General features: G+C 57.4%; 17 protein-coding genes. 5 read left to right on the forward strand and 12 right to left on the reverse strand.

The features are described 5' to 3' along the window. Nucleotides 1–15: 15 nt before the first annotated feature. From HMPREF2724_RS00530 to HMPREF2724_RS00545, 4 genes are all read right to left on the reverse strand, one after another. Entirely contained in the window at nucleotides 16–576 is a 561-nt protein-coding gene (locus HMPREF2724_RS00530; RefSeq protein ID WP_201040681.1) for a GNAT family N-acetyltransferase, read from the reverse strand. 87 nt (nucleotides 577–663) lie between these two features. Continuing rightward, entirely contained in the window at nucleotides 664–2,022 is a 1,359-nt protein-coding gene (locus HMPREF2724_RS00535; protein ID WP_070586694.1) for a PhoH family protein, read from the reverse strand. A 215-nt stretch (nucleotides 2,023–2,237) separates the two neighbouring features. Next, on the reverse strand, nucleotides 2,238–2,900 hold the full coding sequence (locus HMPREF2724_RS00540; RefSeq protein ID WP_070496860.1) for an LGFP repeat-containing protein: 663 nt from the start codon (nucleotides 2,898–2,900) through the stop codon (nucleotides 2,238–2,240). 129 nt (nucleotides 2,901–3,029) lie between these two features. Beyond that, a complete protein-coding gene (locus tag HMPREF2724_RS00545) occupies nucleotides 3,030–3,824 on the reverse strand; it encodes a LysR family transcriptional regulator substrate-binding protein (protein WP_070586696.1) in 795 nt (264 codons plus the stop codon). A gap of 101 nt (nucleotides 3,825–3,925) precedes the next feature. Here HMPREF2724_RS00545 and HMPREF2724_RS00550 point away from each other — a divergent pair, with 101 nt between their 5' ends. Continuing rightward, nucleotides 3,926–4,312 carry a DUF5997 family protein gene (locus HMPREF2724_RS00550; protein ID WP_210386662.1) on the forward strand — a complete coding sequence of 129 codons (387 nt, stop codon included), beginning with the start codon at nucleotides 3,926–3,928 and terminating at the stop codon, nucleotides 4,310–4,312. A 45-nt stretch (nucleotides 4,313–4,357) separates the two neighbouring features. On the opposite strand, the gene HMPREF2724_RS00555 is transcribed toward HMPREF2724_RS00550, so the two are convergent. From HMPREF2724_RS00555 to glyA, 3 genes are read right to left on the reverse strand one after another with little or no spacing between them, the layout of a single operon-like run. Continuing rightward, nucleotides 4,358–5,041, reverse strand: a complete 684-nt coding sequence (locus HMPREF2724_RS00555; RefSeq protein ID WP_070456261.1) for an aminotransferase class IV — start codon at nucleotides 5,039–5,041, stop codon at nucleotides 4,358–4,360. Next, entirely contained in the window at nucleotides 5,028–6,980 is a 1,953-nt protein-coding gene (locus HMPREF2724_RS00560; RefSeq protein WP_070586698.1) for a chorismate-binding protein, read from the reverse strand. Before HMPREF2724_RS00560 ends, HMPREF2724_RS00555 begins: the two co-directional genes overlap by 14 nt. Nucleotides 6,981–7,028: 48 nt before the next feature. Further along, a complete protein-coding gene (gene glyA / locus HMPREF2724_RS00565) occupies nucleotides 7,029–8,330 on the reverse strand; it encodes a serine hydroxymethyltransferase (protein WP_061921596.1) in 1,302 nt (433 codons plus the stop codon). Nucleotides 8,331–8,478: 148 nt separating this feature from the next. On the opposite strand from glyA, the gene coaA reads away from it, so the two are divergent. After that, nucleotides 8,479–9,405: a type I pantothenate kinase gene (coaA, locus tag HMPREF2724_RS00570; protein ID WP_070518093.1), complete on the forward strand. Its 927-nt coding sequence runs from the start codon at nucleotides 8,479–8,481 to the stop codon at nucleotides 9,403–9,405. A 32-nt stretch (nucleotides 9,406–9,437) separates the two neighbouring features. On the opposite strand, the gene HMPREF2724_RS00575 is transcribed toward coaA, so the two are convergent. Genes HMPREF2724_RS00575 through mca form a run of 3 tightly spaced genes read right to left on the reverse strand, consistent with a single transcriptional unit; the run spans nucleotide 9,438 to nucleotide 11,470 of the window. After that, complete coding sequence (locus HMPREF2724_RS00575) at nucleotides 9,438–10,208, reverse strand: isoprenyl transferase (RefSeq protein WP_070586700.1); 771 nt, start codon at nucleotides 10,206–10,208, stop codon at nucleotides 9,438–9,440. A 49-nt stretch (nucleotides 10,209–10,257) separates the two neighbouring features. Next, nucleotides 10,258–10,572 (reverse strand): hypothetical protein, encoded by a 315-nt coding sequence (locus HMPREF2724_RS00580; RefSeq protein WP_061921590.1) that lies wholly within the window; start codon nucleotides 10,570–10,572, stop codon nucleotides 10,258–10,260. 4 nt (nucleotides 10,573–10,576) lie between these two features. Then, the gene (mca, locus tag HMPREF2724_RS00585; RefSeq protein WP_070586702.1) at nucleotides 10,577–11,470 is read right to left on the reverse strand and encodes a mycothiol conjugate amidase Mca; all 894 of its coding nucleotides are present in this window, start codon (nucleotides 11,468–11,470) and stop codon (nucleotides 10,577–10,579) included. 94 nt (nucleotides 11,471–11,564) lie between these two features. Here mca and HMPREF2724_RS00590 point away from each other — a divergent pair, with 94 nt between their 5' ends. From HMPREF2724_RS00590 to HMPREF2724_RS00600, 3 genes are all read left to right on the forward strand, one after another. Further along, nucleotides 11,565–12,050, forward strand: a complete 486-nt coding sequence (locus HMPREF2724_RS00590; RefSeq protein ID WP_062035526.1) for a DUF4307 domain-containing protein — start codon at nucleotides 11,565–11,567, stop codon at nucleotides 12,048–12,050. A gap of 267 nt (nucleotides 12,051–12,317) precedes the next feature. After that, the gene (gene greA, locus HMPREF2724_RS00595; RefSeq protein ID WP_061921580.1) at nucleotides 12,318–12,839 is read left to right on the forward strand and encodes a transcription elongation factor GreA; all 522 of its coding nucleotides are present in this window, start codon (nucleotides 12,318–12,320) and stop codon (nucleotides 12,837–12,839) included. A gap of 44 nt (nucleotides 12,840–12,883) precedes the next feature. Beyond that, complete coding sequence (locus HMPREF2724_RS00600) at nucleotides 12,884–13,159, forward strand: hypothetical protein (RefSeq protein WP_070586704.1); 276 nt, start codon at nucleotides 12,884–12,886, stop codon at nucleotides 13,157–13,159. A 111-nt stretch (nucleotides 13,160–13,270) separates the two neighbouring features. Here HMPREF2724_RS00600 and HMPREF2724_RS00605 read toward each other — a convergent pair whose 3' ends face one another. Next, a complete protein-coding gene (locus tag HMPREF2724_RS00605) occupies nucleotides 13,271–14,896 on the reverse strand; it encodes a hypothetical protein (protein ID WP_246818175.1) in 1,626 nt (541 codons plus the stop codon). Between the two features lie 242 nt (nucleotides 14,897–15,138). Continuing rightward, a partial coding sequence (locus HMPREF2724_RS00610) for a DUF3558 family protein (RefSeq protein ID WP_070586708.1) occupies nucleotides 15,139–15,649 on the reverse strand: 511 nt, incomplete at its 5' end.

The raw sequence follows: 15,649 nt of genomic DNA on the forward strand, positions 1-15,649 counted from the left end.
GCCTAGCTAAAAGTCCTAATTATTGTTGCCTCGCTCCCGCTCATCGGGCTTCGGAAGCAGTAGCTCGTAGACGTCGGTGTCGCGCCACTGACCAGCCATCTCGCCGTAGGTCATCTTCGCCATGTGGGAGTAGGTACCGACCTTGACGAAGCCGCGAGACTTATGCAGGCCTGCGGAACCCTGGTTTTCTGGGAAGATCCACGCGTGGATTGCCCATTTGTGGAGGTCCTTGCAGGTTTCGATGAGCTTATCGAGCAGGGCACCGGCGATGCCACGGCCTTGAGCCTCCGCGCTGATGTAGATGGAATCTTCCACCACACCATGGAAGACTGAGCGGGAGGAAATCTGCGCTGCAGAAACCCAGCCCAATACCTTGGAATCATCGTCTTCCTCAACCGCAACGAAGACCGAGGACATGATCTTTGCACGGGTAAACTGCTCCAGCGTCAAAGAACGCGTTTCATACGTGGCGTGACCGGTGTTTAGGCCCTCTTCATAAATTGTCCGCATCTGGGGATAGTCGGCCGTGACAAAAGGTCGAATCTTAAAGTTCTTCGCGGGTTTGTTTTCTGCCATGTGATTCATTATTACAAGACAACAACCTGTACGGCTATATAAACCGGAAAAAGTTAGCTAGCCGCGATCGAGGAAGACGGTTTAACCTTAAGCCTCGCTTTCGAGTAAGTCCGTGACAAGCTCGGCGATTGCGGAACGCTCTGAGCGCTGGAGGGTCACGTGTGCAAACAGCTCATGCCCTTTGAGCTTTTCAATGACAGCCTGCACACCGTCATGGCGGCCCACGCGCAGATTGTCACGCTGGGCGACGTCGTGTGTCAACACCACGCGCGAGCCCTTGCCCAACCGAGACAGGACGGTGAGCAAGACGTTGCGCTCAAGCGACTGCGCTTCATCGACGATGACGAAGGAATCATGCAAGCTCCGACCACGGATGTGGGTCAGCGGCAGAACCTCAAGGAGGCCGCGGTCATGGACTTCCTCCATGACGTTGTCAGAGACAAGGCCTTCGAGGGTATCGAAGACGGCCTGGGCCCAGGGATTCATCTTCTCGGACTCGCTACCTGGAAGGTATCCCAGCGACTGCCCGCCCACTGCATACATGGGGCGGAAAACCACGATGCGGCGGTGCTCACCGCGCTCCAGGACTGCTTCAAGGCCCGCGCACAGCGCCAGCGCAGACTTACCAGTGCCGGCACGGCCGCCCAGGGACATGATGCCCACGGAGGGATCTGACAAAAGGTCAAGTGCCACGCGCTGCTCCGCGGAGCGGCCCTGCAGTCCAAACGCATTGAGATCACCGCGTACGAGCTGGATGGTGCCCTCTGCCGTCATGCGGCCAAGCGCGGACTGCCCTGCCGCGTCCAGCTTGATGCCGCAGTGAACTGGAAGCTCTTCGATAGCAGTGCCATCTTCAGTCAGTACGCCGTCTACCATGACTTCCCCATCACGGTAGAGAGCATCGATGACTTCAGCAGAAGTATGAACCACAGCCATGCCGGTATAGCCGGTAAGAACTACGTCCTGCGCGTGGTACTCGTCGTCTTGCAAGCCAACTGCCCCAGCCTTGACACGCAGTGGGACATCCTTAGTCACAAGCACGGTGTCTTTGCCCTCGTGCGCCAGGTTGAGTGCGCAAGCGAGAATGCGGTGGTCACCTTCGGGACCCCGGAAGGAGGATGGCAGCAAAGACTGATCCTGATGATTTAGCTCAACGCGTAAGGTTCCGCCCTCAACGTTGACCGGAACCGCTTGGGCTAGACCGTCGTATGCACCACGCAGGTCCTCCAAAAAGCGAAGAGCTTGGCGGGCGAACCAGCCAAGCTCAGGGTGATGACGTTTTCCTTCCAATTCGGAGATGACGACGATGGGAAGGATGACCTCGTGCTCTGCGAACTTGCGCAGGGCCCATGGGTCAGAAAGGAGGACTGAGGTATCAATAACGTAGGTCTTAGTGGCCACTGCACTGGGGCTCATAGGCTCGGTCAGAACAGAAGGATTGGACATGATTGCGGGGTTCTCCCTTTAGATCGTGTTGCTTGATCTCTTCCCAAGCTAAGCGCCAAAGGTTGAAATTACATGGGTGAAAGATGAACATTGCGAAAACGCAAGGTTCATGCCAGCCAAAAGCTCGTGAATTGGTACTGCAACCATGAGGACCACCAGTGATCACAAAAGCCGGCTAGGTAGAAACCTAGCCGGCTTTATTAAATTAGCGAGATTTACTCAACGGTAGCCTCGTACTTACCGGACTCACCCTTCATCCACTTGATGGTGCCGTTGGTGAACTCCTGAACCCAGCCGTTACCTTCAGCCTGCTCTGGAGCGGTAGGCAGGCCAACCTTGTTTGCCAGGCCGCCCTCGCCCTTCCAGGTCTCAGCGATCTTGCCGATGATTGGTTGTGCGCCGGACTCCTCGTTGAAGGCAATCAGCTTGTCCTCAGCGAAGGTAGCCAGGGAACCATTCTCGGAGTTTTCTACATCCTGAACGTCGCCCCACTCAGCGGACTTCTCATCGATTGCGGAAGCCAGAGCGGCCGGAACCTCAACCTCGCCAGCCGGGGTGTTGATCTTCTTCATCTCACCGGAAGCTGCGCCTTCCTTGGAATCATCGGAGCTCATCTTGTCGGAAGCATCAGCGGAAGTATCGCCGGCCTTGTCCTTGGCATCGTTGGCAGCGTCGCCAGCTTTGTCGGTAGCCTCGCCGGCCTTATCCTTGGCGTCCTTAGCAGCGTCACCGGCCTTGTCGGTTGCCTGGCTTGCTGCGTCCTTTGCGGCATCGCCAGCGTTGTTTGCTGCATCCTCAGCGTCGGAGCAAGCAACAACTGCCAGGGACAGGGAAGCTGCGGTCAGGCCAGCGGCGAAACGACGGGAAATCTTGTTCATGATTAGTAATCCTTTTCTAAAAATGTCAATTGCTTCTGCTGCTTCTGCCTTGCGGCAACTCAATCAACGCTATACACGGATCACTCACAGCAGCCACCCAGTTTTCAACAATTTAGGCGGAAAATATCCTTATTTGCGTCGTTTTCGCCGCTGAGAGGATTTCTTACTTTTTGGTAACGGATTGGTTTTTCGGCCTTGAACAGCCCGCTTGTTACCGGACCGTGACCTAGAACTTGTCGTTTTCTGGCCACTTTGCTGACCTTTTCCTTGGCCACCTTGGCCCTTGGCCGCGGCTTCCCGGCGCGCTTGCTTAGCCTTAGATTTCTCGCGGGCGCTAAGCTTCACCGCAGTACCGCGGGAGGAGTTTTTGGTTCGTCCTTTAGCTACCCCGACAAATGCTTGGATGTCCTCGCCATCGCGGTCCTTTCGCCAGACCAAAGCAATGGCAGTGCGCGCCACTGTCGGATCATTGAACGCCAAAGGCACTACTTGCTTTTTGCTGAGCACCTTCAGCAATGGGCGCGGGGCAATGACAATACCCACGTTGGCGCCCACCACCTGAAGACCTGTACGCACTGCTTCGACGTCGACCTGGGCGTCATCGCCAATGCGGTAGTTCAGATGCTCCTCAGAAACATCGGAGGGCTCAATCTCTTCGCCTACCTCTGCATAAACAGAATCCTTGGGAACGGCAATTCCCGGGGCTTCTTCATATAGACGCACTAGATGGAAGGAATCATCGATGCGCGGATCCGCGCCCTCTGCGGGGATTCGGGTCAAGGCAAGGTCGGCTTCGCCTTCGAGCAAAGTTGCAAGAGTATCATCAGCGTCTAAAGTGACTAGCTCCCCATAATCCGGGTTGGAGCGGTATCGTTCAAACCATTTTCCTGGTTCGGTGCCCGTGGCAAAGACTAGTCGCAGCATGCAGCCAATAGTACTGTCTTGCTTGCTCAGTACTAGTTCCTGCACTTTATGGGCAGTGACACCTCCCCCGCCGTGCTGCTACCGTAGGGAGAGTGAATGAGATGAATAAACAGCCTTCTGGCACCGCGATGCGTGCGCAAACCGCAGCGAAGAAGCTCGGCATCTACTTGCCCGCTACCCCGGAGGAATTCCAGAACTCCGCTGTCAGCCATGCAGAGCTACGCGAGCTGCAAGACAACCCACCACAGTGGTTGGTCGACCTGCGCCTGAACGGCCCACACCCACGCCCCGTCGTGGCACAGAAGCTCGGTATCTCCGTTACTTCTCTAAAGAAGAACGAACTTGACCGCCCGATGACCACTCCAGAGATCAAGGAACTCTTGGTAGAAATGCCGGAGTGGCTGGCTGCTGCGCGCAAGGCACATGCCGAAAACCGTGACGGCAATGGGCAGCCTGCCTATGAAGACTCTCCTGCTAACGAGTCTTAAATCTTAAGGCCCTAGCGCCACCTCAGAACCAAGGGCTGAGAAAATCTAGGAATAGTCTTCTGCCAGTGGCACGGCGGACTGCCACAACTGTTCGTTGAGCTCCGCAGCGCTTTGACATTGTTTGCCCAATGCTGGGTGCTCTGCTCCGGCAAGCGTTTCACCGCCGATGAGCCACTTCGTTACCGGCGTCCAACCATGCAGTGCACTGGCACACCAGGCTGGCAGCTGAAGAGCTTCCTCCACTGAAAGTTCCACTCGGCGCGGTTGATCAATAAGCCCCGCCTCGACGGTGGCGCGCACGGTGGTCGAGAGCAGAACAGAACCATGTGGGCCCATCACGAGACCCTTCTCATCTTTGAACACGATTGCCGCATTTGCGGCCTCATGGACAACCCCACGGGCCGAATGCAAAACCGCATCATCCGCACCATGGTCGCGGGCCTTTTGTCTTAGCTCCGCGAGCTTAGGCAAATCCGGGCCTTTAAGCAATGGATGCTCCCGCGGATCCACAGTCTCTGGAACCCACAACGTCGAGTGGGTGCGCAGGGCTGGGGCTAGACGCCATTCCACAGCATTTTCTGTAATTCGCGGAAACCATTGCCCCTCCTGCGGGATTTCGCCGAGTACTGGATAACCATCGCCGAAGCGTTTGCGGTGGAGGTCGGGGCGGATAGCGCGCCCTTCGCGGACCAGAAAAGAATCCACCAGGCGGCAATCAACGTGATTCATCTAAGGTCTCCGAGCTTTCAGCATGTGGTTCCTTCCGCGCGTGAAGATCGCTTGGAGTCATGCCCAATTGATTAAACAGCGGGCGCGCTTTGACCATGGTTTCTTCCCACTCCGCGGAAGGCTCGCTTACAGCCAGCACTGCCCCGCCCACACCGTAATAAGCGCCGCGTTCGTTGCTGACCACTGAGCGAATCACCATGGAAAAATCCGCCGTACCGGTCAGCGAAAGGTAGCCAAAGGCGCCAGAGTAGACGCCGCGCCAGGTGTCCTCAAGCTCGTCAATTATCTGCATCGTGCGTTCTTTCGGCGCACCGGTCATGGAACCGCCGGGAAACGCGGCCTCAATCGCATCTATGGGGCTAGACTGCTGCTTCAGGCGCCCGGTTACCTCACACATGAGTTGATGCACCGTAGAATAAGAGTGCACCTGAAAACCATGGGGCACCCGCACATCGTCGCAGGCGCGAGCTACGTCGTGACGGACCATGTCCACCACCATGAGCAGTTCCGACGTGGTCTTTTCGCCCCGGAGACTACGCGCATTCGCCGCATCTATTTCTGGGTCCGTATCGCGCGGGCTCGTTCCTTTAATTGGCGTCGAGGAAACGTTTCGCCATGCGTCAATACTTAAGAATTGCTCCGGCGACGTCGATAGCAGCGCGTTGCCGGCAAACCCCAGGAAGCCGGTGCGCTTGCTCGGATTAGCCGCGCGCAGTTGGAGGAAGGTCTCCAAGGGATTTGGCACAGGTTCCAACTCAATGCGATTGGTCAGACACACCTCATAGGACTCGCCGCGCACCATATAGTCCTGAGCGGCAGCGATACGTTCTAGATATTCTTGTTCGCCGTGGACCAGCCGGCCAGGGCTTTGCCAGGGAGCTTGCGGTACCGAATCCGTGGCGAGCTTAAGCTGCCACTTGCTGTCGTCGGCGAAGCTTAAGAGGTGAGTTCTGCGCTGTTCATGGTCCACCACTATCGCCCGGTCGCAGAAAATAAACTCTGCGTCTGGCCCCGGTGACCTATGTCTTTGGGACTGGGCGAAGCGCTGCTTTTCGACGCCGACTTCATAGCCGAGGTAGCCCACCCACCCTAGGGCGAAGTCGCAACCGGGAATCGGAGCTCCAACGCGCGCGGGGAGAACGTGGCGTTCATACTCGCGTTTAGCCACTTCGAAGAAGTCTTTGCCCGGCTGACAGTTATAGCTGAGATGTCGGGCCCTGTGACCAGAGTCATCGCCAAGAATGCTAAAGCGGCCAAAGTCGAGCCAAAAGGCATTTCCGGTCAGCGCACGAGCTGCATCTTCAAGTGAGACTTCTTTATCCACAGTGCGTACGCAGAAATACTGGCGTGCATAATAGCGTCTGGCAAGGCCGAGGAAATTCTCGATGAGCTGCGGGCCAGAATCAGTAAGCAGTGACTCCGGGTGGAATTGCACGCCCCACTGGGGTTTTGTGCGGTGTGCGATGGCCATTGTGAGCGTCGTGCCAAAAGTGTCGGCGCAGGTGGCGGTCACATCGAAGCATTCGGGAACACGGTGGGCTACCAGCGAGTGGTAACGCACCACGCGATGTGGGCTGGCAAGGCCTTCGAAGAGCCCAGAGCCATCGTGGTCTACTTCGGTAACAATACCGTGTGCCGGGGCGGAAGCTAGGCCCACTTCCCCACCTTCAAGGTGCACCATAGCTTGCATGCCAAGGCACACGCCGAGGATTGGGCCGGTGAATTCACGCAGCACATTGGCACTAATTCCCAAGTCGGCTGGATTGGCCGGGCTACCAGGCCCGGGCGAGATGATAGCGGCGTCGTAAAGCGCCAGATCAATGCGAGCCCACGGGATGTCATTCGGGACAACCGTGGGCTCACACCCGGTTACCCGCCGAACGTAGTCCACGAGATTGAAGGTAAAAGAATCGTGGTTATCTACGATCAGCAGGTTCATAACCGGAATTTTATAGGCGGCAGATGCGCGGGGTAGCGCTTGGCTGCCTTAGACCATCTTCCAATCCTCAAGACCGTCGTAGAGCGGGTACTGCTCAGCGATCTTGGAAACGCGACCGCGCAGAGACTCAACATCAGCGTTCTTGCCCTGTGCGAGTGCGGTACCGATGATGTCAGCGACCTCTTCGAAGGCTGCTGCATCGAGGCCACGGGTGGCCAGCGCAGGGGTTCCGATACGCAGGCCGGAGGTGACCATTGGTGGGCGTGGATCGTTCGGCACAGCGTTGCGGTTGACGGTGATGCCAACCTCGTGCAGCAGATCCTCAGCCTGCTGGCCATCGAGCTCAGAGTTGCGCAGGTCTGCCAGAACCAGGTGAACATCGGTGCCGCCGGTCAGCACGTCAACGCCGGCTGCCTTGGCATCGGATGCGGTCAGGCGCTCAGCAAGGATGCGTGCGCCCTCAAGGGTGCGCTCCTGACGGTTCTTGAACTCCTCCGAAGCTGCGATCTTCAAAGCGATTGCCTTTGCAGCGATGACGTGCATCAGAGGGCCACCCTGCTGACCTGGGAAGACGCTGGAGTTGAGCTTCTTAGCGTAGTCCTGCTTCGCCAGGATGAGGCCGGAGCGTGGGCCGCCCAGGGTCTTGTGAACCGTGGTGGAAACGACGTCAGCGTGCGGTACCGGAGAAGGATGCAGACCAGCAGCAACCAGACCTGCAAAGTGAGCCATATCGACCCACAGCTTTGCGCCGACCTCGTCCGCGATGGAGCGGAAAGCAGCGAAATCGAGAGTACGTGGGTACGCGGACCAACCGGCGATGATGACCTTCGGCTGCTCCTTGATAGCCTGCTCACGCAGCTTATCCATGTCGATACGCATGGTCTCTGGGTCGACCTCGTAAGCTGCGACGTCGTAAAGCTTGCCGGAGAAGTTCAGCTTCATGCCGTGGGTGAGGTGGCCGCCGTGCGCCAGGGACAGGCCCAGAATTTTGTCGCCCGGCTCGGCGAGGCTGGACAGTACCGCAGCGTTAGCCTGAGCGCCGGAGTGTGGCTGCACGTTGGCGAAGTCAGCGCCGAAGAGGCTCTTGGCACGCTCACGTGCCAGATCTTCGATGACATCAACGTGCTCGCAGCCACCGTAGTAACGGCGGCCTGGGTAGCCCTCTGCGTACTTGTTGGTCAGAACGGAGCCCTGTGCCTGCAGAACGGCACGCGGAACAAAGTTCTCAGAGGCGATCATCTCGAGAGTCTCGCGCTGGCGGGCGATTTCGCCGTTGATGGCGTTAAAAACGTCCGGATCCAGCTCGCGCATCTCCTGATAGCGCACGTCTGCGGAATTATTGGCAGTCATGGAAGCGTTGATTCCCTTCTCGGTTGCTTAACTGGTCGTTTCAAACCTGCCCTACATATTAACTGCCACGCCCCCACGCGGGGGACGAAAGTACCATTTCATCCCCCAAGGTTTTCCCCAGAAAGAAATAAGGTGCGACAATGTGGCCATGGCGCGTGCAACCGATTCCAGTCCATACCTTGATTTCGACCGTGAAACCTGGCGCCAAAGGCGCTTGTCGATGCCCCAGGTTCTCACCGCTGCAGAAGTCGAGGCGCTTCGTGGTATCGGTGATCGCATCGACCTAGACGAGGTCGCTGACGTTTACTTGCCATTATCGCGTCTTATCCATCTGCAGGTAGCAGCCCGCCAGGAGCTCACGGCTGCTACGGAGGAATTCCTGGGAAACAGCGCAAACCACGTGCCCTTCGTCATCGGTGTCGCAGGCTCCGTTGCGGTGGGTAAGTCCACCACTGCCCGCGTTCTACAGCTGCTTCTGCAGCGCTGGGAGACCCACCCAAAAGTAGATCTAGTGACCACTGACGGATTCTTGTATCCGGCAAAGGTGCTCCATGAGCGCGGATTGATGCAGCGCAAAGGTTTTCCGGAATCCTACGACCGACGCAAGCTCATGCGTTTTGTCACCGACGTGAAGTCAGGCAAAGCGGAAGTCAAAGCGCCGGTCTATTCGCATATTTCCTACGACATCCTGCCTGACGAACATCAGGTGGTGCAAAGGCCCGACATCCTTATCCTAGAGGGCCTCAACGTCCTCCAGACTGGGCCTACCCTAATGGTCTCTGACCTTTTCGACTTCTCGGTCTACGTCGATGCGCGCGTCGATGACATTGAGCATTGGTACATCGAGCGCTTCCTGCAACTGCGGCATACCGCTTTCCGTGAGCCGGGCGCGCACTTTGCTGCCTATGCAGAGATGAACGATACGGAGGCCCGCGCGCAGGCTCGCGAGATTTGGCAGTCCATCAACCTGCCCAACTTGGTGGAAAACATTTTGCCCACCAAGCCGCGCGCTTCCCTGGTTTTGCGCAAGGGTTCCCACCACTTGGTGGAAAAGGTACGCATGCGCAAGCTCTAGTAAACGGGGTTTCTTGGCGCGCAGATGAGGCCCTATTTGCCGAAGCGACGCGAACGCTGAGAGTAATCCCGCAGCGCGCGCAGGAAATCCACGCGGCGGAAAGCCGGCCAATAGGTATCGGTGAACCAGATTTCGGAATACGCCGCCTGCCACAGCAAGAAGCCGGAAAGGCGCTGCTCACCGGAGGTACGGATGACAAGATCTGGGTCCGGAAGGCCCTTGGTATACAGGTGGCTCGTGATGGCCTCGGCGGTAACATTGCCCGCGATTTCCTCCGCGCTATGGCCTTTCCCGGCCTCGTCACGGATAAGGTTTTGCACGGCGTCGACGATCTCCTGACGCCCGCCATAGCCGACGGCGATGTTAACGATGACGCCCTTATTACCCTCAGTTGCCTGCGCTGCAAGGCGCATGCGCTCGGTGACCTTAGCCGGTAGGAGATCCAGATGGCCCACCAAGCGAATCTGGCAGCCCAAGTCGCCCTTGGAAAGATGGGTGACAACGTCCGAGATGATGTCGAAGAGAAGCTGCACCTCTTGGGTGCTGCGCTTCAAGTTCTCCGTGGACAAAAGATAAATGGTGACGACCTCAATATCGGTGTCTTTGCACCATGAGATCATCTCGCTGATCTTCTTCGCACCTTGGCGGTGACCGTGGCTGATATCAGTGAATCCAGCCTCCCGCCCCCAGCGGCGGTTTCCGTCCGCCATGATGGCGACGTGCCGGGGCTGCGGGGTTCCCTTGATAGCGCGCGTGAGGCGAGCCTCATACAGGGGATAAAGCAACTGGCTGAGGAAGTTCACGGTTAGTCCTTAAAACACAATCCAAGACGAGGGACAGGCCGCAATTGACCTACAAGAAGGAGCGCTTGCTCTGGTCGAAGATGCCTGCTTCCTTCATCGCGGCGTCGACAGCCTGGTCATCGAAAGGGTCGATGCCGTGGTCTTGGGCGAACATGGTGCGACGACGAAAGCGCGAGTAACGACGGTGGAAATTCCACCCCGCAAACAAGACGGCTGCACCCATCAACGCCAAGATGAGAAGGCCAATTGGCGAGGCCTTGCCAAACTCAGGCCCCATCGGGCCTTCCTGGGCACCCTGGGCTAGGTAGTTAACTTGTGCGTGGACGTCACCTGCTGCAAGAATCAGCGAATCAAATGCGCTCATGCTTCTAAGACTCCCCTACTTCGGCAATTCCTGCAAATAAATCCGACTCCGGCAGCTCAGTAGCAACGCGGGTCTGCGCGAGCTCGAACTCCTCGGTGGGCCATAGGCGCTGCTGTACATCGACGCTCGTCGCCAAGAATGCTCCTGCCGGATCAATCTGGGTGGCATGCGCGCGCAGGGCATTCTCGCGATTTTGGAAGTAGTCTGCGCACTCTACCTGCGTGGTAACGCGCGCCATGATGTCCCCAAAGGCCGTATCCCAGCGTGCCAGCATCGGGCCATAGGGGCTGGTCTTTCCCTCTTCTTCCAAAAGATCATGGAAGAGCTTCATGCGCTGGTAGACAAAGCCATGTGAGTAATAGAGCTTTTGCGGCGTATAAGGTTCGCCCAGTTCTGGGTGGTAGGAAGGAACTCCGGCCTTTTCCCAGGCGATGATGGAAGCTCGGTGGACCATCAGGTGGTCTGGATGCGGATAGCCGCCGATCTCGTCATAAGTGACGATGACCTGGGGACGGAACTCACGAATGGTTTTCACGAACTCTTGCGCTACTTCATCGTCTGGAATAAGTGCGAAGCAACCTTCCGGCAGCAGATTCTTTAAATCCGGATCGAATGGATCACCGCCTGGCAGGCCGGAATCGACATGCTCCAGCCAGCGGTGCTCTACGCCCAAGGCTGCGGCGGCCTTCGCCATCTCTTCGCGGCGAATCTCGCCCATGTTTTCTTTCACACCCGGCTTATCCATCGCTGGGTTGATGACGTCACCGCGCTCGCCGCCGGTACAGGTCAGCACCAGAACCTCGGCACCTTCAGCCGCGTATTTCGCAGTGGTTGCAGCACCCTTGGAAGATTCGTCATCTGGGTGCGCGTGAATGGCTAGTAGGCGCTTGTCGCTCATAGTAGGGTTCATCTCCTCTAGCGCTGAATTTCGGAACAGAGGTCCATCCTAGTGGATAGTTTGAAAAACTTGACTGTTGGTTAGACTAAGATTCATGACTTCCGCCGGTACCCCTCGTTCAGGTGCTCGCTACGGTGCCCGCCCCACGGCAGACAGCTCTGCGAATAATACCTCGAGCATTACAAACAAAGCCATCGTTTTGGTCTTCGCCGCCATGTTTATTGCCGCGATTATCTATGGCGTGCAGTACTTCCAGAAGCAGGAGAAGGTCAACGCGGACATCTCCTACGTCACCCACGAAGTTCTTTCCGACGATTCCACCCGTGTGTGGGCGGATGTCACCCGCAACCACATCGATGAAGACGCATACTGCATCGTGCAGGCCTTCGATTACTCCAAGGCAGAGGTCGGACGCCGCGAGTTCGCGGTCCCGGCCGGCGGCCCGAAAACCCAGCGCATTGCTGTCGACGTCCCCACTAACCACCGCGCAGTAGCCGGTGGCGTTTATGGTTGCTCGGGAAATATTCCTTCCTACTTGGATATGGAGCACCCTGACTACGTTGAGCAGTCCAGCAACTAAATAGATTTATCAATCTATATTGCTCAAGGTGGGCACCGTCTTCTTCTTGCTCAGTAGCTTGGCGATAGCCGCCCGCCCCGCAAATCGCCTGCGAATTCACCCCTTAAGCGCGGAGCCTTACGCGCTAGTCGACGCCGTGGCAGACGCAGCGCATGTGCTAGGATTTGTAGCGCTTAGGACAGGTCGCGGCTGCAAATCGCAGTTTTGGAGCTGACCTTATCCATATAATTTTCATTTCTTCACCCCCGCTTTACGGAAGGTTGCACTATGGCTGAGCAGCAGAAGCAATACATCACCCCGGAGACCAAGGCCAAGCTTGAAGCTGAGCTGCAGGCTCTCATCGACCACCGCCCGGTCGTTGCTGCCGAGATTAACGAGCGCCGCGAAGAGGGCGACCTGAAGGAGAACGCAGGCTACGACGCAGCCCGCGAGATGCAGGACCAGGAAGAGGCCCGCATCAAGCAAATCTCTGAGGTCCTGGCTAACTCCACCACTGAGCGCACTGCCGTTCAGGAGGGCGTTGCAACCGTCGGCTCCGTTGTTCACGTTTACTACAACGGCGATAAGGAAGATAAGGAAACCTTCCTTATCGGTACCCGCGCTGCCGCTTCCGATAACAAGGACCTGGAGACCTACTCTGAGCAGTCCCCGCTGGGCGCTGCACTGATTGGCGCTCAGGAGGGTGAGACCCGCGAGTACACCGCACCAAATGGCAAGACCATTTCGGTCACGGTGGAATCCGCAGCGCCGTATGATTCAGCTAAGGCCGCAACTCCGCGCGAGTCCTAATTTTCTTTTCTTTTATTTCAATTCATTCTGGAGAAAGAGCACCCATGAAGAAGTTCTCCCGCTTCGCAACTGCTGGTTTGGTTTTCGCTGCAGGCCTGTCCCTGGCAGCTTGCCACCCACCGAACCAGCAGGATTCCACCAGCGAGAAGATCGATAACGCCTCCACCTACACCGGCAAGGCTCCAAAGCCAGCTGAGTCCAGCTCCCAGTCCGAGGCTTCCGCTACCCAGGCTCCTGAGGCTGAGGCCGCCGGCTCCGAGGCTCCTGCCGCTGGCGATCCGAACGTAGTTGTTGAGACCCAGGTAGTTCCGGCTCAGTAAACGTCGCGGCTTTCTCGCTGCTGCACAAGGCAACGGGGAAAATAAAAGCTAGTTAGCAGTAAAGCGCTCAGGCGGAATGCCTGGGCGCTTTACTTTTCTGTCTTCTTCGCCTTAGCTTTCTTCGCGGGCCCAGGCCCCAATGACACCCGGCAATGCTGCCGGCGGCTCGCCTAGGAGATCACGACGGTTGGGATCGCGTTCGACCTTGCTGGTCACCGATTTGATGCGCCGATCTTGCCCGGCGCCCTGGCCGGTTCCTGCCATCAACGGCATCATTCGGCCGCCCATCGCACCGCGTGTATTACCCGCACCCCGGGCCGAATTAACGCCCGCTGCGGCGGTACCTGCAGTATTACCCGGACCGCCTACTCCACCAACGCCTAATGCGCCTGTGCGTGCACTCGGCGACGCGGTTGACCCTGCCGAGCCTGCCAGCCCAGCGCCGCCAACTCCACCGGCGCTAAAAGCTCCGCCCGGTCCAACAGCGCCAAGACGTCCCGCTCCACGGCCGCCTGCGTTAGATTCACCAAGGCCCAGCCCTTGCCCGCGGCTATGCCCTTGCCCGTTTACCGACGCACTACCTGCTAGCGCCGGTACGCCTCCAAAGGCACCCATCATTGGGCCAGTTCCTGCACCCGCGCCAAGACCACCGGTAGCTCCCGCACCTGCGGTCATAGTCGCTGGGCTCAAGTTCGCACCGCTCCCGGAAGCCAGCGATGGCGCCCCGCCAAGAGCACCCGCTCCTACACCAGGGCCCATGCCCATACCGGCGCCCGCACCTCCTGGCGCAACAGGAGCAAAATTGACACTTGCTCCCCTAGTTCCGACATCACCGGCAGCGATCGGGTTGAAGCCTCCCGCGCCTAGTTCCGCAAGTGTATTCCGACCATTGGTGACCAAGTCATTATTGAATTGCTGGATGGCGGCATCGCTCATGCCCAAGCCTTCCAGTCCTTCTACCTTGCCATTTACGATTCCAAAAGAACCCGGCCCAAGCTCTCCACGCGAGATCGCTTCAGCGATATGCTTCGGCCACGCTACGTTGGCAGTGCTATAACGCTGCCCGCTTCCGCTTACTCCGCCGAAGTCGGTGCTCACGTCACCACCGCCTGAAGGTGGCATCGTGGTCATCAGTGGATGCTGGAACGGCATCGCGGCGACCACTTGGGTTTGGAGTGCGCTTTGCATAAATGCCAGGCCTGCCTGTTCGGCTGCTTTTCGTGCTGCTGGATCAGGAATCGCCATAGCCGACATCGCCAAGGCCATCGCCTTCGGCTGGGAAGCCATCAGATTGGCTTGGAAGCCGAAAAGCTTCTGGCTCATCACCTCAGCATTAGCGATGAAGTGATTACCCGAATCCGCCACAGTTCGGATCTTGTGTGCTGCCCGCGCGGTTGCTTCACTATCATTTTCGGATTCCAGCGAAGAAGCCGCCTCATTCAATCCGTCCACAATCGCCGCAACTTCAGTAGACAACGTCCGCCACCGCGAGTTCGTCTCCGAAACACTCCAGATCTTGGTATTCAACAAGTCCATCGCCAGCCCCAACAAGTCAGGCCCGACGTTGACCACCGGCATCACGAAGCCGAAAGGACTGTAGCCTGGATCAGGCTGGTTCATCACCGGCATCGCCTCACCCGCTACAGAACCGCCCGCGTCAGCGATGTCCAGACCTCGACTGTTAGCTGCGTCTTGTGACTCAAAGCCGTGAGCTTCAGCCATAAGCGTCTTAGCCAACCACTGAATTTGTTCGTTGAAGCTACGAAGCGAGTTACTGGCTGAGCCAGGATCTGTAGCAATTACTCGCTGATGAATCGCCCCCACATCACCTACCCCATTGACGCTGGAGAAGCTTCCATCGATAGGTGATTTCGCGGATTCCGCAGCCCGCTGCATTTGCCGAGATAGTTCATCAATTCGATATTGTGTCGTAATTAAGCCATCAATCGAAATTTGCACTGGTCCCCCCTAGTTCAGAGCTAATCGATAAGTTTCTTAAGCACTAATTCTGCTTGTCTACAATTTTCCCAATTGTCTTCTTGCAATTTGGTGTCCCCAAAACTGACGCTAACCATCCCCCTGACCGTGTTGACATTGACGGTGCAATAGAGATCACTACCGAACTCGTTTTCAAATGCGATAACGGGCAATTCACGACCACGATAGATTTCCGATTGCCCTAGAGGAACTTCAACCTCGTCGTACGAAGACGAACTCGAAGACAACGAAATCATGGCTTCACTGCCGGACACGCTCTGCCCCCGGAAACTGCAGCTAGTCATGTCCGTAAACCTAAGTGTCCGTGCGGTTCTTTTCCCTAGCCCCACATCCTCGAGTTTCTGCTGAGGAATTTCAAGGCAAGGGTCGAACAGGTCGAAATCTGGGTCGGTGCGATCGAAACTGCCGAATGGCGGCAGAACGCCGTTCCCTTCCCCCTCTGCGGTGATGCTGGAATCCGCACCAGCATCACCGCTGTCGCTCGTGTCATTG

The sequence above is a fragment of the Corynebacterium sp. HMSC071F07 genome (genome assembly GCF_001810285.1).
GTDB classification, from domain to species: domain Bacteria; phylum Actinomycetota; class Actinomycetes; order Mycobacteriales; family Mycobacteriaceae; genus Corynebacterium; species Corynebacterium simulans.